The 18485-nt window shown below is 44.4% G+C and carries 14 protein-coding genes; 4 read left to right on the top strand and 10 right to left on the bottom strand.

The annotated features are described in order from the left end of the window. Window positions 1-8 precede the first annotated feature (8 nt). Complete coding sequence (locus KHO06_RS22855) at window positions 9-1082, top strand: tetratricopeptide repeat protein (protein WP_212582593.1); 1074 nt, start codon at window positions 9-11, stop codon at window positions 1080-1082. Between the two features lie 18 nt (window positions 1083-1100). Here the strand turns inward: KHO06_RS22855 and KHO06_RS22850 are convergent, their stop codons facing one another. Beyond that, a complete protein-coding gene (locus KHO06_RS22850) occupies window positions 1101-2717 on the bottom strand; it encodes a VRR-NUC domain-containing protein (RefSeq protein ID WP_212582592.1) in 1617 nt (538 codons plus the stop codon). A 95-nt stretch (window positions 2718-2812) separates the two neighbouring features. Then, the gene (locus KHO06_RS22845) at window positions 2813-4045 is read right to left on the bottom strand and encodes an OFA family MFS transporter (RefSeq protein WP_009704178.1); all 1233 of its coding nucleotides are present in this window, start codon (window positions 4043-4045) and stop codon (window positions 2813-2815) included. Between the two features lie 577 nt (window positions 4046-4622). Between KHO06_RS22845 and KHO06_RS22840 the strand changes: the two genes are divergently transcribed. Continuing rightward, window positions 4623-4979 carry a hypothetical protein gene (locus KHO06_RS22840; RefSeq protein ID WP_005447150.1) on the top strand — a complete coding sequence of 119 codons (357 nt, stop codon included), beginning with the start codon at window positions 4623-4625 and terminating at the stop codon, window positions 4977-4979. A 65-nt stretch (window positions 4980-5044) separates the two neighbouring features. On the opposite strand, the gene KHO06_RS22835 is transcribed toward KHO06_RS22840, so the two are convergent. The 4 genes from KHO06_RS22835 to KHO06_RS22820 all read right to left on the bottom strand — a co-directional run bounded on the left by KHO06_RS22835 (window position 5045) and on the right by KHO06_RS22820 (window position 10589). After that, on the bottom strand, window positions 5045-6913 hold the full coding sequence (locus KHO06_RS22835) for a M48 family metallopeptidase (RefSeq protein ID WP_212582591.1): 1869 nt from the start codon (window positions 6911-6913) through the stop codon (window positions 5045-5047). Then, window positions 6913-7503 carry a LemA family protein gene (locus KHO06_RS22830; RefSeq protein ID WP_038891689.1) on the bottom strand — a complete coding sequence of 197 codons (591 nt, stop codon included), beginning with the start codon at window positions 7501-7503 and terminating at the stop codon, window positions 6913-6915. The genes KHO06_RS22835 and KHO06_RS22830 overlap by 1 nt, the downstream gene beginning before the upstream one ends. A gap of 225 nt (window positions 7504-7728) precedes the next feature. Beyond that, window positions 7729-9096: an anaerobic C4-dicarboxylate transporter DcuC gene (dcuC, locus tag KHO06_RS22825; protein ID WP_212582590.1), complete on the bottom strand. Its 1368-nt coding sequence runs from the start codon at window positions 9094-9096 to the stop codon at window positions 7729-7731. 368 nt (window positions 9097-9464) lie between these two features. Next, window positions 9465-10589: a fatty acid desaturase gene (locus KHO06_RS22820; protein WP_212582589.1), complete on the bottom strand. Its 1125-nt coding sequence runs from the start codon at window positions 10587-10589 to the stop codon at window positions 9465-9467. Between the two features lie 293 nt (window positions 10590-10882). Between KHO06_RS22820 and KHO06_RS22815 the strand changes: the two genes are divergently transcribed. After that, window positions 10883-11431, top strand: a complete 549-nt coding sequence (locus KHO06_RS22815; RefSeq protein ID WP_005426812.1) for a GNAT family N-acetyltransferase — start codon at window positions 10883-10885, stop codon at window positions 11429-11431. 74 nt (window positions 11432-11505) lie between these two features. On the opposite strand, the gene KHO06_RS22810 is transcribed toward KHO06_RS22815, so the two are convergent. Next, a complete protein-coding gene (locus tag KHO06_RS22810) occupies window positions 11506-12123 on the bottom strand; it encodes an HAD family phosphatase (RefSeq protein WP_038891692.1) in 618 nt (205 codons plus the stop codon). A 303-nt stretch (window positions 12124-12426) separates the two neighbouring features. Between KHO06_RS22810 and KHO06_RS22805 the strand changes: the two genes are divergently transcribed. Next, window positions 12427-14472, top strand: a complete 2046-nt coding sequence (locus KHO06_RS22805; protein WP_212583425.1) for a hybrid sensor histidine kinase/response regulator — start codon at window positions 12427-12429, stop codon at window positions 14470-14472. A 106-nt stretch (window positions 14473-14578) separates the two neighbouring features. Here the strand turns inward: KHO06_RS22805 and cqsA are convergent, their stop codons facing one another. The 3 genes from cqsA to KHO06_RS22790 form a co-directional block, all read right to left on the bottom strand. Further along, the gene (cqsA, locus tag KHO06_RS22800; RefSeq protein ID WP_256859669.1) at window positions 14579-15880 is read right to left on the bottom strand and encodes an alpha-hydroxyketone-type quorum-sensing autoinducer synthase; all 1302 of its coding nucleotides are present in this window, start codon (window positions 15878-15880) and stop codon (window positions 14579-14581) included. A 288-nt stretch (window positions 15881-16168) separates the two neighbouring features. After that, complete coding sequence (gene ylqF / locus KHO06_RS22795; RefSeq protein ID WP_038891693.1) at window positions 16169-17113, bottom strand: ribosome biogenesis GTPase YlqF; 945 nt, start codon at window positions 17111-17113, stop codon at window positions 16169-16171. 320 nt (window positions 17114-17433) lie between these two features. Next, entirely contained in the window at window positions 17434-18420 is a 987-nt protein-coding gene (locus KHO06_RS22790; protein WP_212582588.1) for a peptidoglycan DD-metalloendopeptidase family protein, read from the bottom strand. Between the last annotated feature and the right edge of the window lie 65 nt (window positions 18421-18485).

Genomic DNA, 18485 nt, shown 5'->3' with positions numbered 1-18485 from the left:
GGATTGATATGACATTCTCAAAAACGTTATTAGCTGTCGCTTTAGGTGTCACCGCAAGCCAATCTGTTGTAGCGCAGGATGAAACCTTGCTCGCACCAGACCAAGTCTCTTCTGCCAGCGTGACAAGCTCTCAAAAAGCAAACTCGGCACAGATGTCGCCACAGCAAGTGGTTGCGAAGTGGTCTTATCAAGCTCAAGACGTGAAACAGCCAGCAGAAAAGCGTATTGAAGCGTTGCATGAGCTGGCTAAATACCCAAGTCAAAACGCGCTGGTGGCGGTTGCACGCAGTCTTCAAGATCAAGCCCCTGCGGTTCGTGAAGCTGCGATTGTCGGAGCAGAACCTTACACGATTGAACATCGCTGGCGCATGATTGAGCCACTGTTGAGTGATCCAGAGGCGATGGTTCGTATTACAGCTGCGACCAACTTAGTGCGTGATTTTTCTAACGTGAGCAGCGAGCAACAACAAACGCTTGAAGCCCCGGTTGCTGAACTGATCAGCTACTTAGAGCACAAGAAAGACGACGGCTCTAAACTGCTGTTAGCGGATGTCTATCGTTGGCACCATGAATGGGATAAAGCGGATAAAATCTATCAAGCTTTGGTGACCAATCAGTCGGAGAATCCACAAATCTGGTTAAGCTTGGCGGATAACTACCGAGCGCAGCAACGCGATGCTGATGCAGTGAAGACGTTGGATTCTGCGATCAAACTTCATCCTGATAATGCGTCTTTGCATTACTCGAAAGCGCTGACATTAGTGCGTCTGGATGAGAAGAAGAATGCAGCGACAGAAATCGAAAAAGCGGCCAAGATGGCGAAAGATAACAGCTACTACTGGTATCTCAATGGCGTACTGCAAGAAGACTACAACCTAGACAAATCGGTAAAGTCTTTTGAGCAAGCGTATTTGATCTCTGGTGCGCCAGAGCAACTTTATGCGGTTTGCGACATTTATGTTCGTTACGACAACCCGAAAACAGATGAGTGCTTGGGCGAACTAGAGAAAGTCGCACCAAGCTACGTGATTGATCAGTTGAAAGAGAAGAAAGGTCAGAAGAACGCCAAAGTAAGCAGCTAAGGCTATTTGGTTCTTTTCCTAACCTTGTGCCGTTACATAACAGACTGAGAACGGCACATTGAGGCGATTGAACTCCTTGATCCAACGCCATTGGTTATCTTGGAGTTTATCGCCCGGACCTTTCACTTCAATCCACTCAAACTTCCCATCTTTAAATGCAATCAAATCCGGCATGCCGTTTCGATAGAGTTTTAGGTCACTTAACTGCACGTTAAACAGTTCGACCAACAGGTCATTAGGGATATGTTCAAGTGCGAGGGATATCAGCTCTTCGTTCACATACGCCCAACTGACGAAGGGATTACTGATCCCAACTTTATCTCTGTATTTCCCAAACAACGCTTGTGTATTCCCTTGTTGAACTTGCTCAAGCGCATTGTCGATAAGCTGCTTTCTTTTATCGGCAAAATCGGCGTGATACAAATCCAATGGTCGATGTTGATAAGCGTTAATGAATGCGCCTTCTATCGGTGCAAAAACCGCATCCCACAAAGTTAATCCTAATAAGCTGTTGAGTAGGGTATTCTCGGAATAGAAGACGGTCCAACCTAAACTTTCGAAATGCGCTTTGGTTGCCAACTCCACACGTTGCTGGGATAGATCCAATTCGATGTGGTATTCGCTGCATTTTGGCTTGGTGGCTCTCGGGACTTTCAAGCCTTGTTTACGTTTAACGCGTTGTTCGAGCTTCTGTGCTACCTCAAACTCAGAGACATCGATAGGCTGGGTGAGTATCTCCGTGACAATGTCACTAAATAAATCGTTTTGTTCTAGCTTGTCGTAAATGCGAGCACGACGCTCTCGACTTGGGGCGAGTGTGGTAGTCTCAAACAGCGCAATTGCAATCTCAAGTTCGCTTATGCGTTCGTAATCACGGGCAATGTCGTTAATCATGTGCTCACGTTTACGGTCGACGTAGCGATGTTCAACCTGTTCTGGCATTGCTTCGATAAGAATATCGAGATTCGCTTTTTGTTTTCTGTCGCATTGCCAATAAAGGTTGGAGAGCTGGCTGAGTTCAATAAGACGATCGATTTGCTCTCTGCTCTCAAAGAATCGACGCGTTTTACTTAACTGGTATTGTTCGAATTGGTGCAAGCCTAAATCGTCGAGCACGAACTGGCTAAGGTCTTGATGGGTATTCGCAAAAAACAGCGTCAACAAAACATCAATCATGTGTGCGGAGTTAAGCTTAATCACTGTGAAATCCAGAGCCTCAAATAGCTCGAAACGCTCTTCACTCAGGCATGCCACTAATGCCTCTTTTTTGAGGGATTTGGGATGCTCAGGATAGAGCATGACAATCTCTGGCTTAGTCAGTAGATTTGCTGCTAACTCTTGCGTTGTTAGGTCAGGGGAGAGCGAGACAAAGTCATGAGCTGCCAGTTCATCCAAAGCAGACTGGATATTCTCGATTTCTTGATAGTTGAGTTTGTCGCTGCGAAACCAACACCCTTTACGGCTGTAAAGACGTACGAGAAGGCATTGTGCGGGTTTGTTTAAGCTACCAAACGCGGACAGCCATTGGTGTTCATCTTGGGTAAGTAAGTCGCTGTACCACTCGGTAGCGTGCTGTGTGAGCTTAAAGAAGTTGTCGAGATAGTAATCTGGCGCGAGTTCGACGGTGTTTTCCATAACCAACTAATAATAAAAAAGGCTTAACCCATAGGTTAAGCCTTTTTCGAATCAATTTCTGCAGATCTATTAGATAAATAGAACTGGACTGGCGATTAAGCGTTTTTCAGTTGCGCTACTTTCGCTTCAGTCAGTGGCTTAGTGATGAACGCTAGTACGATACACACAGCCATCATTACTGCTGAGATAGTGTACGCAAGACCGTAGCCGTCACCGTTAGTCATTGAGAAACCAACAACAGCAGCACCGATTGCACCACCGATACCCCATGCTGTGTATAGCACGCCGTAGTTAGTACCGTAGTTCTTCAGACCGTAGAATTCAGCCGTTAGAGTAGGGAATACTGCTAGAAGCGTACCGTAACCTACTGCTGCGATTGCTGTACCGATGATCAGCGTGAACTCAGTTTTGAACGTTGCGAACAGAACCATGTTGATGCCCTGTAGAACGAACGCTAGAAGAAGAGTACGTACGCCACCGATCTTGTCTGCAAGCATACCAGCTGCTACACGACCGCCTGAGTTAAATACCGCAAGGATAGACGCTAGGTAAACCGCGTTTGGTAGGTTCGCTTGAACGCTTGCGATAGTTGTGATGTTACCGATGATCATAAGACCAACAGAAGCTGCGAACGCGTACATGATCCATAAAGAGTAGAACTGTGGCGTTTTAAGCATTGCTTTCCAAGTTAGGTCGTCAGACTTCTTAACAACCTTAGGTGCTTGACCTTCTTTTACTTTAGGTTCAGCTGGCGTGTAATCCGCTGGTGGGTTGTTGATTGTTGCTGCTAGAGGAACAGCGATAGCAAGGATACCAACACCAAGAACTAGGAAGCTTGTTTGGATGCCCATGCTGTCGATCAGCGCAGAAGTCACAGGAGCTAGGTAGATAGCTGCTAGACCGAAACCTGCTGCGATGATCCCGTTAACCATACCTTTCTTAGATGCGTGGAACCACTTCATTGCTGAAGGAGAAAGACACGCGTAACCAAAACCGATACCTGCACCAGTGATCACACCGAAAGTGATGTTCAACATTAGTGGTGAGTTAACAAAACCAGACGCGATCATGCCTAGACCTGTTAGAACAGTACCTAGGATAAGGATCAAACGTGGACCCATACGGTCTTGAAGAATACCTGCAACAAGAAGACAGATAGAGAAAGTAATAGTTGCAGTCGCGTAAGGTGCAGATGCTTCTGCTGCGCTCCAGCCTGACTCAGTCACTAGTGCTTTGTTGAATACACTCCAAGCATACAGGATGCCAAGACAAAGGTTGATACAGAATCCTGCTAGCAGGATGCGCATAGCTTTATCAATCTTGCTCATTTTTGTTCTCAGTAATACCTCTTGGCGGATAGCAAAGAGGGGTCGGTTTAAAGATAGGTTTTACTCAAAATAAGTTTGCGTTTTTCAACGCATAACGTAATGAGCGCGGATTATAACCAATAAATGTGTGATTGGAATCTCTTTTTACCCCTATGACTAAAAATAATTTGAAACATTAAAAATGTTTGTAATGGGATGGTTTTATATATGAAGGAAATGTTGATCTAACGTAAAGAATCGTTGATTTGGTAGTGAGATCCTAAGTGAAACGAGATGGATAGCGTGAAGTTAAGTGTTTGGCTCACAGTTTAAGCAAAAAGTTTCAAAATATTTTAGTGTTAATGTTCTGTAACAAAAGTGGCCAAAATAGCGACTGTTTTCTGTAAGTGCAGGATCTAAAGGGTTTATAAATTAGAGAATGTTAACCACTTGTAATAACTTGATTTCAAGGAGGAGGGTGGACATAAAGTGAGCAAAAAAATGTGCTTGTAATTGCTAAATAGATAAGCAAAATAGGGCGCAAAATGAGTTTTCATTAATGAAAGGATGCTTTTCTCTACTCGTAGTGAGGTGACTTATGAAATTGTTCCTATTACTTATGGCTTCTGTTTCTGCAGGTGTCGCATCAGCAGATCACATCCATTCATTCATGCTAGGTCTTTCTATTGCATCGCTTGCAGTAGGTAGCTGCTACTTCTTCGCATTCCGTAGTTCGCGTTTCCCACAGCTTGCTTTGTTCCTACTGATCTGTGGCATGTTATCTAAATTGACGATTACAGTGATCGGCGTAATGTGGGGTATGTCAGCAGAGCTGATTACTTCTCCTATCGTGTTTGCTTTGTCTTACTTGTTCTTCTCACTAGCAGTAACCTACCTATGGTTCAGCTATCGTCAAAGCATTACCAAGATTCCAGAGCGCTTTAAAGCTGCTTAATCAGCGTCACATATAGCCGAATACAAAAACGCCAGCAATCATCGCTGGCGTTTTACTTTGTGCCGTTAAAGCGTCACGGTAAGCGGCGGTTCTGGAACTTCCAAGAAACACGCTACCACTCGGTACAGTTCGCCTTCTGCAACGGTGATCTTACCGTCAGACTCAATTGCTAAACGACACGCCTTAACGAACTGGCGTCGTTGAGCTGGCTTCAGTTGTAGCAACAGTTCTAATGCCGCGCGACTTAAACGCCAGTTGTTGTTTGGCGCTTCCAATGTCGTTTCTGCAAATCCTAGCGAGGTGAGCGAAGCGTTGAATGCGCGTTGTGCGCCTTCTCGTTCTGAATGCGTGACCCACGCCAATTCACGTAGCAACCAGTGTACGCTTTCTTGGAGTTGCTTGAAGGTCTTGTTTTGGCGAGTAGAGCCAAAAGGCGCAAGAAGCTGCTTTTCCAACAAGTTAACGACGCACCATTCACCCAGTGAGTAGTGATTATCCGTTTGAGACAATTCTCGCAGAACTTGGCAAAGTCTATTTTTCTGACCTTCACTCATTGATTTAAGTGCTGGGATAGCGAGCTCTAGCAGAGGAAGCCTTAAGTGCAGGGGCAAATCGTAATCCAGCCATGGTAACAGCTTTGCGTGCGAGACCATTGGAATATGACCTTTGATCATCTCACGTTGCACATCGCTGCCATCAAAGATCAGGAGCAATGCAATAAAGCGGGAGCTGTAGGGCTCACGTGCAATGTCTACCAAGTCTTGGGGCAATTGGCTGATCAGTTGTTTACCTGTATCACTTAGTTCTGAGGAAGTTGGCGTGGCACTTTGTGGTTCATGGTCTTGAGAATTGAAATCGGCATCCGACGCAAATCCACTGACTTGTTCACTTCCAAACGCTGAAGTGTTGCTCTGACTTCTGTGCGAAAAGCTGCCGTCCCAGTTGGGCTCGATACGACGGATTCGCTCTTCCAGAGGCGGGTGAGTAGCGAAGAAGCCGGTAAAGCCAGACAAGTTGCTTTGTCCAAACATCATGTGGCTCATTTGGCTGCTCGCTTGCGCATCCAAGCTAGAGCCAGATGCGTGACCGCCAATCTTTTTCAAAGCACCTGAAATACCTTGGTCATTACGAGTAAACTGAACCGCACTCGCGTCCGCCAAGAACTCACGTTGTCGTGAGATAGCTGCTTTGATCATTGATCCAAATAAAGTACCAACCCAGCCAAGCACCAAACATACAATCGCGATCAACATAATGACAGCGAAGCCTTTATCGGAATCCGAAGAGCTTCTTGATGCGCGGCTCGTGTAGTGTGTATTGTCGAGAACCAAGTGACCCAAGTGCGCAATACAAGTAATGCCGAACAATACGCCAATCAAGCGCGTGTTCATACGCATATCGCCATTTAATACGTGGCTGAACTCGTGAGCAATAACACCTTGCAGTTCATCACGGGAAAAGCTGTCTAGCGCGCCTTGTGTGACACCGATTACGGCATCATCAATACTCATGCCTGCAGCAAACGCGTTAATACCTCGTTCTTCCTGCATGACATAAACAGGAGGAACGGGAATGCCAGATGCGATTGCCATCTCTTCAACCACATTAAGCAATTGACGGTGTTTCGTGTCAGTTGTATTCGAGGAGATAAGCTTACCCCCAATACTTTCAGCAACGCCGCGACCGCCATTGGAAGAGAGCTCAGATAAGCGAAACATAGAGCTGATGGCGACAACCAGTGCCACGCCTCCAAAGCACAATAAGGTGTAGGTGATGGCGGTTCGTTGATCAAACGGCTCCCCAGTGACCCCGTAATAAATGGCAATCGACAGTACGCTGACCAAGGCAGTGATGATTAATACTGCTAAGGAAAACAGAAACACCAAAAGCCCGGTACGCTGACGTGCGGTATCTTGATGGTCAAAGAAATCCATTAGAATTCAACCTTTGGCGCTTCTTGGATTGCTTCACTGTCTGCAAACTCAAGCAGCTTACCGTCTTGGAAGCCAAACATATTGGCAAACAGAACTGGTGGGAAAGTCTGCTTGTAAGTATTGTAGCTGGTGACAGCATCGTTAAAGGCTTGGCGAGCAAAAGCAACTTTATTCTCTGTGCTAGTCAGCTCTTCTTGCAGTTGAGTCATTGTTTCGTTGGCTTTCAGTTCTGGGTAAGCTTCAACAACAACATTTAACTTACTTAGCGCATTTTGTAGCATGCCTTCTGCTTGTGCCAGTTGGTTAATGGCTGCATCGCTATCTGGCGCATCACTTGCTGCTTTCAAGCCAGAAATCGCTTGGTTACGTGCTTGGATGACACGCTCAAACGTTTCTTTCTCATGCTCCATGTAACCTTTCGCAGTGCTAACAAGGTTTGGGATCAGGTCGTAACGACGTTTTAGCTGAACCTCAATCTGAGCAAAGCTGTTTTTAAAGCGATTACGTAGCGTCACTAGTTTGTTGTAAATGCTGACCGCAAACACCGCGATAAGCAAAACGATGACGATAAAAACAATAAGTGAAGTCATAGTAAGTTCCATTTTGTGAATGTATTGGAACGTTATATAAGTACCTGAGATATTAAGCAAATTGGTCTTGCTTATAATGTGCAGTGTTTTGTAAATAAGAGACACATTGCGTATTCAATGCGGAGTATTAAGAGAGGGGATAGGTGGCGATAAGGTGTATTGAATGGATAAAAAAGCTCGACATAGAAGTCGAGCCTTTGTTGATTTGCGCGATGTAGCTGCAGTTTATGCCGTCATTGGTACAAGCACCATAGTACCGATGATCACAGTAATCAGACCTGCGAGAACAGGCACTGATGTACGTTTCACCACTTCGAATGGGCTGATGTTTGCCATACCAGAAGTCGCAACGATTACACCAGATACTGGCGAGATAGTACGGCCTAGGTTAGAAGCTTGTAGCATTGGGATGATTAGGAACGCAGGGTTTAAACCCATCTTCGCAGCCAGTGAAGGTGCAAGCTCTACGAACGCATAGAATGGAGCGTTACCAGAACCTGTCGCAATCGCAGCGGCAACAGTTAGGCCAGTTAGGATAAGCATTAGTGCAACACCGCCTGCACCTGCATTGTCTGCAAGATGAAGTAGGTTATCGATAGCACCAATTGACATTAGACCTTGTGCGAATACACCGGCCGCAACCAACAGCATTACTACGCCTTTAAACGCATCTGCCATGCCCGCGTAACAAGAATCAAGATCCTCAAGCGACTTCTTACCGTCAAATTTGTTCACCACATAGTGAATCACAGCGCCCAAGAAGATAGAACCTACCACAATAGTGTAAATGTCTAGAGTCAGACCAGGAATCGTGCGACCGTTGAATAGGAATACGCCGATGATTGGTAGGAAAGGAAGAACCGCATAGAACGCTGGTGCATCTGCTTTGATCTCAGATACGTCAATCTTTTCCATTGGCGTGTTGTCTTTCTTATCTAGGTATTTGTTCCAGAAGAAAGCCGCTGCAGCCATTACGATGATTGCACAGATAGAAACAGGCAGTACGGTTTGAACCGCGAACACGTCAAGTGCTAGGCCTGATTTTTCTGCTGCGATAACCACGTCACCAGAAGTTGGCGAAAGGATGATTGCCGCAGGTGAAGCACACACTGCTACCGCAGACGGGCGAGAGATACCCATTGCCGTCATCATTGGGAATAGGGTAGCCATCAATAGCACGCCTAGACCTGTTGCTGAACTCACTGCAAGAGACATCAAACATGCCACGATGTAAGCCGCTACCAAAAGGACGTATGGAGACTTGATGACAGAAAGCGGTTTAGAGAACTGTTTTACTACTACATTGTTTGCGCCGATGTGTGTCATGTAAGACGCGAAGCCACAAAGTAGCATGATTTGCATACCAAGGCCGCCGCCACGGTATTGAAGCATGTATTTTACGTACTCTAGTGCGTCCGTCACCATATTACCCGTTGAGGTTACTTTTGATGGCAGAACGTCATGGCCAAGGATGCCAGTCATTAGAAGCAAACTAATACCCGCGGTTAATAACACGCCAGCGGCTTTGTAGCCTTTGACAATGAAATAACCCACAGCAATGGTCACTACCAAGCCAATTAAGAGCTCTAACATAGGGTTGTCTCCAGATATTATGAAAAAAAGAAAGAAACTGTTTCAGTTTATGTCTGGGAATTTACAGAATTCTTTCCTGTGGCACGAGACTAAATTAGAGCTAGCATGATCTAAAACAAATAATAGATTAATAAATAATTGCCTTGGATTATATTGTTTAAATTACGTTTTTTAGGTGTTATGTACTGGTTTTATGAATTTTAATGAAACGAAAATATGAACAATTTATCGAATAAAAATCGTACGAAATGATTAAAAAGTGGGAAAAGTGATACTTCGAGCTAGATCACGTTAAAGGGGCTTGATTGTACAAAAAAGCTCCGAATGATCGGAGCTTTTGTTTTGAGGTCGTTATATTGAAGCGCAGATTAGGCGTAGCGACGTACTAAAAGGTTCCAACTGCGTTGTTGATGCTCAAATTCTTCTTTAATTTGTTGGTACTTCAACTTTGATACCGAGCGCTCGTATTTTTTCACTACTGTCGCTGTTTTCTCTCCGAGCACTTCTTTACGCACTTCGTAGTATTCCTGCATATGATGGACTAGAGCATCAAACTCTTGCTGGAGCTGGTCTCTGATCGATTGGCTGTTCGGCTTACTCTCAAGTTTCTCTTTCGCTTTTTTCAATAACTGAGTTGCACGCGCTTTCTCGATACGAAACGTCGATGTCGTGCGAAGCTTCGTTGTTAAGCCCAACCAAGAACAAGATTTGATCAGCCATTTGGTTGGATCGTAGTGCCACCAGTAAACGCCATTACGGTAATCGTTCTCAAAGATGTGATGGAAGTTGTGGTAGCCCTCACCAAAGGTAAAGAATGCCAAAATGCCATTGTCACGAGCAGTGTTTTTATCGGTGAAGGTTTGTTTACCCCAAACGTGCGCCAATGAGTTGATAAAGAAAGTCGTGTGATGGCTCAAAAACAGGCGAGCAGCACCAACGATCAGGAACATTCCCCAGATATCACCATAGATAAGACCCAGTAAAAGAGGGAAGCCGATATTAGTCACAATAGCTAAAGGAACGTAATACTTGTGCTGCCATGCAACGATTTTGTCTCGCTTCAAATCGCGACAGTTCGTGTACTCGTTCTCTCTTGATTTGTTGTAATCACGAAGCATCCAACCAATGTGCGAGTACCAAAAACCGCGTTTCACTGAATACGGGTCTTTGTCGTTATCGTCGACATGTTTGTGATGAACTCGATGATCAGAGGACCAATGCATCGCACTGTTTTGAAGAGAGAAGGCACCACCGATGGCAAAGATGAATCGTAAAACTGGGTGAGCTTCGTAGGTTTTGTGGCTCCATAGGCGGTGATAACCCGCGGTAATGGAGAGATTGGTAAAGCTAAAGGCGAGAATGCCCCAGATCAGATGTTCCCAACCTAATCCGTAATGGTATGCATACCAAGGCAATACAACGAAGGTCAGTATAAAGCTGGCAGAAAATATCAATATATTCAGCCAGATAAGAGGCGGTTTATTATGCGTCACGGTGTGTCCCTAACTTTGAGCTAACAACTGTACGCCAGAATATCAGCGTACACGTGTAAGTCAAACTAAAGTTAGATGACTTTGTTTCGAGTTGTGACAGTTCTATCGTTAAGGGCAAGCTCGCAATAAACAGCGGTTGTCGGTGGGATATTTTGCTTTTAAACGAATAATGAGTAGTATTAATCAATGAGCTGTGGCTATAGATTTGTAAAATCTGCCAATAATATGTAGTTAATGAGGTGGAAAATGCCAAAGCTCGTTAGAGAAGCAATAAAAGAACATAGGAATACGTAATGGAATTACGATTAGCGGAATATAAGGATTATGAACGCATCGCGCAGTTACATGCGGACAGCTGGAAGCGTCATTACCGCGGAGTGTTAAGTGATGCGTACTTGGATAGTGAAGCCATCGACGACAAGCTGTTGATATGGCAAACGCGCTTAACCAACCCACCATTCAACCAACACATTGTTTTAGCAGAAGAGGGGGGACTTCTTCTTGGTTTCATTTGCGTGTTTGGTAATCATGACTTTGAGCGTGGTAGCTTTATTGAGGCATTACACGTTGATGATAGCTACCGCGGAAGAGGCATTGGTAAACAGTTACTTCTTGCTGTAGCAGAATGGCACCAGCAATACTTTAAGGACAGTGGTTTATACCTTGAGGTGGTCTCCCAAAACGAACCTGCGGTTGAGTTTTATCAACACATTGGTGGACAAGAATGCCAAGAGCGAAACTGGAAAACGCCAGGTGGTAATGAAGTGCTAGAGAAAGTGTTTCGTTGGTCAAGTGCGCAATCACTCGTTAATGGCATCGAAGAAAACGTGGTTTACTCATAGCTCTTGTCGTTGATTTACACCCTGCAGAGCCTAAAAGAGCAGCCAAGTGCTGCTCTTTGTCGTTAGAACCAATCCTAAAAGCTCAACCCCATGGCTTTTAGTTCACACTCACATTGTTCTGCGTGCTTAAATTGAATCGCCTCAATGCCTACCTCGCGTGCGCCTTCAACGTTATAGGGCATATCGTCGAGGAACACGGTTTCTTTCGCTAAAAGTTGATGGGTTTCTAATAGGCTCTGATAAATCTCTGGTTGAGGCTTCAACAAGCCAAGTTCTGCAGATACTGTTGTGCCCTCAAATAACGGCCAAAAGTCATACGTAGCTTTTAGATATTCAACGATCTCTACTACATTGTCAGTCAGAGCGAACACACGATATCCTGCTGATTTTATGCGCTTTAGAAGGTCCACACTGCCATAAATCAGAAGTTGGGTATGCTTCACGTAGTAAAAGAAACGCTCTGCTTCGCTCTCAGACAACTGTTTTTCGAGTTGATACCGCTGTTTGGCTTGTGTTTCTGTAATCAGCCCTTTGTTCAAATCCAACCAAATCGCACTCGTGAAAAGATCTTTCGCTAACGCCTCGGCATCGACATCATTTCCGAAAGTCAGTCTCACGATTTCGATTGGTGACCACCTTACGAGTACATTACCTACATCGAATACGACATTTTTAATTTCTACTGGTTGCATAGGTGTCCTTGTTTGATAAGTTGAATAGGGAAGTGAGCACTGTGCTGGTGTTTGTATGTTGCATGGCATTCATGTACATGACGTTGCGCCACTTCTCAGTTTCTGATTAATTAACAATCAAAGTTACCTAGTGATTCTTTTTGTGAATATAAAGCTCTGAATTTAAAGAGGAGCGTCGCGAAATATTTGATTAATGTCTCACTGCTTATGTGCGATAACTAATATATAATTGAAAGGCAAATACAAAGAAAACAATGCTAAACATAAAATCAGTAAATGCTAGGCTCAGTAGATAAAGTAAATATGGACGCGATTCGCAAAGTATATCAGTACGCAGAACCCAACCTTACCCTCGTAGGATGGATGGGCTTCGTCGGCTTTCCTATTTACTACATCGTTTGGGAGTTCATGTTCCCGCAGCCTTACGAAAACCTACCGCTTCGTATTCTCTGCTCAGTCTTATTCTTCGGCATCATTTATCGTAATCGTACGCCATTTGAGTGGCGTAGGTTCTTACCCGCCTATTATCAAGTGGTCACAACGCTCTGCTTGCCTTGCTTCTTCTTTTACATGTTGCTGATGAACAACTGGTCGAATGTATGGGTGATGTCGTTTATGTCGGCGATTTTTCTGCACATTCTGCTCGTGCATATCACATCGGTGATGTTTGCCCAGACATTTGCGGGAATTGGTCTGGCGACGTTTTTTGCTTGGGTAGCACAGGGGTTTCACCTCGAACTCACCATGGATTGGACGCACGTACCGATCTTCTTGTTTATTTATCTCTTTGGTAACTTGTTCTATTTCCGAAACCAGGTAGAGCATGAAGCAAAAGTTTCAATCGCAAAGTCTTTTGGGGCAGGTATCGCCCACGAAATGCGAAACCCACTTAGTGGTTTATTAACTTCTATCGATGTCATTCAATCCGTGTTGCCAAATCCGAAAGAGGGCAAGAAAGAGCAGTACACGTTAAGTGATGAAGACGTGACACTGTTACGAGAAGTCAGCAGTGACGCAATGAAGATCATCCATTCAGGAAACGAAACCATTGATTTGCTTCTTACCTCAATTGACGAGAACCGTGTTTCTCGCTCGACATTTAAAAAGCACTCTGCACAATCTGTCGTTGAAAGTGCGATTGAAAGTTTCAGTTACAAACGATCGACAGACCGTTTTGCTATCTCCTTGGATGTAAGAAGTGAGTTCGATTTCTTGGGCAGCGATACGTTGCTTAAGTATGTGATGTACAACTTGTTTAAGAACGCCTTCCACCACCGTAGTTCAGAGGATTTCCATATTCATGTCACCATGTACAGTGATGAATTTGCCAACCAAATTGTGGTGACTGATAACGGTTCGGGCATTGCACCAGAAGTTCTTCAAAGTATTTTCCAAGATTTCTACACTACGGGTAAGTCAGGAAACTATGGCCTTGGATTGCCTTTCTGTAAGAAAGTGATGCGTTCATTTGGTGGTGATATTCGTTGCCAATCAGAAGTCGGCGAGTGGTCTCAGTTCACGATGACTTTCCCTACGATTGGCTCAAGCGCAGTCAAAGAGATTAAGAGTGAGCTAACCAAGCTAAAAACGATTTTGTTTGTGAGTGAGCAAAACATCTTAGTTTCGAAAGTGACGGACATTGCTCGTTTTATGGGATTCGAACTCACGGTTCTCGATGTTCCTGCGGTTCTTAAAAAGAAAGAATACGAGTTCGAGTTTGATTTGATCCTGATCGACATGGAGAGTTTAGACGCCCGTGGCAGCCATATAGATAAGGTTGAGTCGTTACTGTCGTTCACTGAAGCTCGCATTGTTTACATGTTTGAGCACCATCCAATCCAAAGAGCGAGAAGCGTTTCTTTTGAACCTATTTGGGTAGAGACACAAGCCTGGCTTCTGAATACTCGAGCGACCATCGACCGTTTACTGTATGACGCTAATTATGTTGTTCCATCGATGCCAGCGAAGCCGCTCGATTCAATAAACAAGCGAACCATTATGGTGGTTGACGATAATGAGTCTTTACGCAAGTTTACGGCCATGCTGCTTGAGAAGCAGGGTTTTGAAGTGATCCAAACCGAAGATGGGCTGCAGGCAATCAACGCATTGAATGAGAACAATGTTGACTTAATCCTAATGGACATCGAAATGCCGGTGATGGATGGTGTAGAAGCATCTCGTCAAATTAGAGGTTCAAATAAGGCCTACGCTTCGGTACCTATTATTGCGCATACTGGTGATAGCTCACCGATAACACTGGACAAGATTGGTTCATCTGGCATGTCGGATTTCATCGTTAAACCTGCGGATAAGAACAGGTTGTTCGACAAGATTGCGAACTGGATTTAGTTCTTGCTCAATAGGGTGACGAAAACGAATAGAGCTCAGCACTATGCTGAGCTCTTTGTATTCCGGCATTCACAAGCTTCCATTCAAATGTGCCGCTTTCGATTCGTTAGGCGAATTCTAGTTCTGGGTGGTTATACGCTTCCTGACAAGCCGTCAAGACATGGTCAATGTCACGAGATGTCATATCAGCATTGATCGAAAATCGAATAATGTTCTTATTCTTGCCCGTTGCAGGACGACAGAATACAGCGCCAAACACGTTTCGTTCTTCTAAGAAGTCACGTACTCGTTCCGTATTTCGCTCACTACCGCATTCTAACGCCACAATTTGCGATTCGCTGCGGATATGAAAGCCAATCTGCTTTAGGCCTGTTCTGAGCTCCTTAGCGCGATTGAACAGCATGGTTCGCTTATCATCTGCGCTTCTAATGACTTCGAGAGTCTTTTCAAGTCGAACGATCTCTTGTGGCAGGACCGTCGAACTAAAGATGGCTGGGAATGCGACAAAGGGTAGCGTTCTAGCCAACTTTTCTGGACCAAGAATCGCGCCAGCCCGATAAGCAAATGTTTTTGCCAAACTCACCGTAATGAAATCCACTTGATCAGTGAGTTCTAATGCTTTCACCAAGCCAGAACCATTTGGCCCATGCGTGCCTAATGAGTGGGACTCATCGACCACCAAAGCACAATCAAACTCACGCGCCATTTCGTAGATGTCGTGGAGTGGGGCGATCGTACCTATCGTGCTATAGACCGAATCCACAACGATAACGCCAGAGCCGTGACGCTGTATCTGCTTGCGCAAATGGTTCATGTTGTTATGCATGAATGGATGCGCTTGCGCTCCTGCCGCTCGAATCCCTTCCCACAAAGACATGTGTGCAAAGAAATCGATATAGACCGGTGTTTCTGGCGGACAAATCGTTTGTAACAAGCCAATATTGGCTGCCCATCCGGACTGGGATAATAGGCAACTGCCCATACCGACATAATCCGCGAGCTGCGTTTCAAATGCAGGTTTTGAGTCGTCATCTTGTAAGAAAATCGCAGACATGACAACGTTATCATCGTGCTCGTAGATAGCATCACGATGTGCCTGTTGAATTTGTAGATTGTGGGACAACGACAAGTAGTCGTTACTTTGCATGACCACCGCTCCTTGTTGTGGTCGCTTCCCTAATACCAAGTGCTTTTGGTTTTCGTTCTGCTCAATCAGATCTTGAATATAAAAGTCTAGGCGTTCCTCAACAAAGGAAGGAAGTGGTTTTGTTTTCGGTTTATCACTCATAATAAGTTCTCTTCGTAACACAGGAAAACGCCAGCGCTGACAGTTATATAGTTTGACCAATATGAGCTCGGTGTCATTAGTCAAGTTGCATAAGTTTGCGTGCGCCTGCAAACTCCGCATTTAAGGGTTGGGTGAGCTTTGTAACTCCTTACTGTTCGGGGGTCTAACTAAGATCGTGCTTAAAAAATAATCGTCAAATTACATAATAAATATTTATGAATTTGTTTGGTTTTTCCTACGAAACTTAGATGAAATGCAAATTGGAAGGTATTGAGTGGTGATCTACGTTTAGTGGTCTTCATTCCATAAGTAATGAGAAAAGCGTCGCGCTTTTGCACTGAGATGAAAAATTTAAGCACAAAAAAGGCACGTGTAACACGTGCCTTGAGAAGGGAGATAGGAGCGCTATTATCGTTTGTTGCGAAGGTAACGTTTACGACGTTCCTCTTTGCGTTTCGCTTTCTCTTCTTCTTTACGAGCGGTTTCGATTTCTACCTCAATTAGCTCTTGAGTAATCATCTCAGGAAGCTCTAGAGTAATCTGGCCCAAGGTGCCTTGGCGAAGTTCATGAAGTAGGATCTCTGATACTTTGTGAAGGTCTACACGACCGCCAGCACGAAGTGCACCACGACGACGACCAATCTCTTCCATGATCTCAATATCCGATTCTGGAAGCTCATCGATTTGGTAGCGCTCTTTCAACTTTTCAGGGTAGTGAGCGGCTAGATATTCGACGGTGTAAAATGCCACTTCATCGTATTCCATTGCCGTGTCTTTTACTGCGCCAGTCGCAGCAAGACGGAAGCCACTGTGTGGGTTTTCTACTTTTGGCCAAAGAATCCCAGGAGTATCTGAAAGCACAATGCCATTTTGAAGGTTAATGCGTTGCTGGCGACGTGTAACCGCTGGTTGGTTACCTGTCACTGCGATAGTTCGGCCCGCCAAAGCATTGATAATGGTGGATTTACCAACGTTTGGAATACCCATGATCATGGTACGAATGTTCTTGCCAATTTCTTCTCGATGCGGAGCAAGCTTACGTACTAACTCCATAATTTTTTGGACCTCCGGCTGTTGAGAAGTAGTAATGGCAATCGCTTTTACGTTGTGCTCTTTCTCGAAGTGGTCAATCCAAACTTGAGTCAACTCCGGATCCGCTAGATCACGTTTGTTAAGCACTTTTACTACTGGCTTATCGCCCTTGAGCTCCGCGATCATAGGGTTTTCACTACTAAAAGGGATACGAGCATCAAGCACTTCAATAATGACATCTATTTGAGGGATCGCTTCTGCAATCTCTTTTTGGGCTTTATGCATGTGGCCCGGAAACCACTGGATAGAGTTGTTAACCATCTGAAAAATCGCCTTATTGTTTCATGGTTATGCTGGTGGGTTATTCGTCTTACTTACATCATTGATGAGGATGTTAAGGGAGTGGGGCTAATTATCACCACTCGTTACCACTACAGCGAGTCATGTGATGATCTTAACACTTTATTGGGGGAGCGGAAATGTTAGAGCAAGAGCGATAGGAAGATATTTAAGGACTTAAGTACAGCTTTGGCCCCGATTTGGTCACTTTCGAATCGAAGCTCATTAACAGTGACGGGATCTCAGCTCATTATGCCCCAAAGTTTGTTTCGCGATGAGCTGAAAAGAAATCACCCCGGACACTAAGAGGCGTATTTATGCAGTTCTTTAATAAGCTCTGCACGCTCTGTTCTTGCCGCTAGCATCATCTGCGTGTTTGCAGGCGGCGCAGGGTTAGTTCGGATGTAACGTGCATAATCAACAGGGACGCCATCTACAATGAGTTCGACATGTAAGTGAGGGCCAGTAGTTCTTCCTGTATTACCTGTGCGGCCGATGGTCTGCCCTTTAGTTACGTGGTCACCTGCGCGAACATCGCTACGAGATAGATGCAAATAACGAGATAGGGAACCGTTGCTATGGCGGATGTTAATGTAGTTACCAGCGAAACGGTTGTAACGTGACTTAACAACAATACCATCTGCGATACTTTGTATTGGTGTTCCGATCGGCACTGCGTAGTCGGTACCTAAATGTGGAGTGAGTAGACCGGTAACTGGGTGCTTTCGCTTTAAATTAAAACCAGAACTCACTTTGTAATTTTTTGCTAGTGGAAATGCATAATAAGGCTGGCGGATTAACTTATTACCATATTCATCGTACGCGTTGTTATTGCCATCATTAATAACAAAGAAGTCTCTTTTACTACCAGAATAGTAAAAAGAACTAATGTACTTTTCATTATAACTATTGGTTTTGGTTTTTATAGAGAATTTGTCACCTTTTCGGACCGAGCCGATAATATCGAATTCATTCTCAATTAATTTTATCAAAGACTTTATCTCATGCTGAGACAGTCCAGCGTTAATTAAAGACGTCACGAAAGAGTAATCTACAACGCCGGTAGTGATCTTTTCCCGCTGAAAGTAGATTTCGTAGGTGTGTTCAATGTTGTTGTGGTTTACCTGTTTAAAAACAGTTGCTTGAAGCCTAGTGGTGACAGGTTGAACCTGTTCTTCCGGAGTGAGCAGGTAATGAGTGAAAGACACGCCAGCAATGATAACGAATGCAATGAATACGAGGGGTAACGCAATGTTTTGAGTATACTGTCTTAATATTAAACTTGTCATTAAATCGAAATTATGCTTATCGGCGAAAAATTGAGGGGAGTATAATATTTAAAATAAAATCTTAC

The sequence above is a fragment of the Vibrio sp. B1FIG11 genome (genome assembly GCF_905175335.1).
GTDB classification, from domain to species: domain Bacteria; phylum Pseudomonadota; class Gammaproteobacteria; order Enterobacterales; family Vibrionaceae; genus Vibrio; species Vibrio campbellii.
Note: the sequence above shows the minus strand (reverse complement) of the source record. Positions and strands in the feature narration are given on the sequence as shown.

Coding starts and splice junctions, on each gene's coding strand:
- cqsA (WP_256859669.1), bottom strand. CDS start 15,880: ATGCGGAGTTTGCAGGCGCACGCAAACTTATGCAACTTGACTAATGAC.
- KHO06_RS22810 (WP_038891692.1), bottom strand. CDS start 12,123: ATGCAACCAGTAGAAATTAAAAATGTCGTATTCGATGTAGGTAATGTA.
- dcuC (WP_212582590.1), bottom strand. CDS start 9,096: ATGTTAGAGCTCTTAATTGGCTTGGTAGTGACCATTGCTGTGGGTTAT.
- KHO06_RS22790 (WP_212582588.1), bottom strand. CDS start 18,420: ATGACAAGTTTAATATTAAGACAGTATACTCAAAACATTGCGTTACCC.
- KHO06_RS22815 (WP_005426812.1), top strand. CDS start 10,883: ATGGAATTACGATTAGCGGAATATAAGGATTATGAACGCATCGCGCAG.
- KHO06_RS22840 (WP_005447150.1), top strand. CDS start 4,623: ATGAAATTGTTCCTATTACTTATGGCTTCTGTTTCTGCAGGTGTCGCA.
- KHO06_RS22805 (WP_212583425.1), top strand. CDS start 12,427: ATGGACGCGATTCGCAAAGTATATCAGTACGCAGAACCCAACCTTACC.
- KHO06_RS22830 (WP_038891689.1), bottom strand. CDS start 7,503: ATGACTTCACTTATTGTTTTTATCGTCATCGTTTTGCTTATCGCGGTG.
- KHO06_RS22850 (WP_212582592.1), bottom strand. CDS start 2,717: ATGGAAAACACCGTCGAACTCGCGCCAGATTACTATCTCGACAACTTC.
- KHO06_RS22835 (WP_212582591.1), bottom strand. CDS start 6,913: ATGGATTTCTTTGACCATCAAGATACCGCACGTCAGCGTACCGGGCTT.
- ylqF (WP_038891693.1), bottom strand. CDS start 17,113: ATGGTTAACAACTCTATCCAGTGGTTTCCGGGCCACATGCATAAAGCC.
- KHO06_RS22855 (WP_212582593.1), top strand. CDS start 9: ATGACATTCTCAAAAACGTTATTAGCTGTCGCTTTAGGTGTCACCGCA.
- KHO06_RS22845 (WP_009704178.1), bottom strand. CDS start 4,045: ATGAGCAAGATTGATAAAGCTATGCGCATCCTGCTAGCAGGATTCTGT.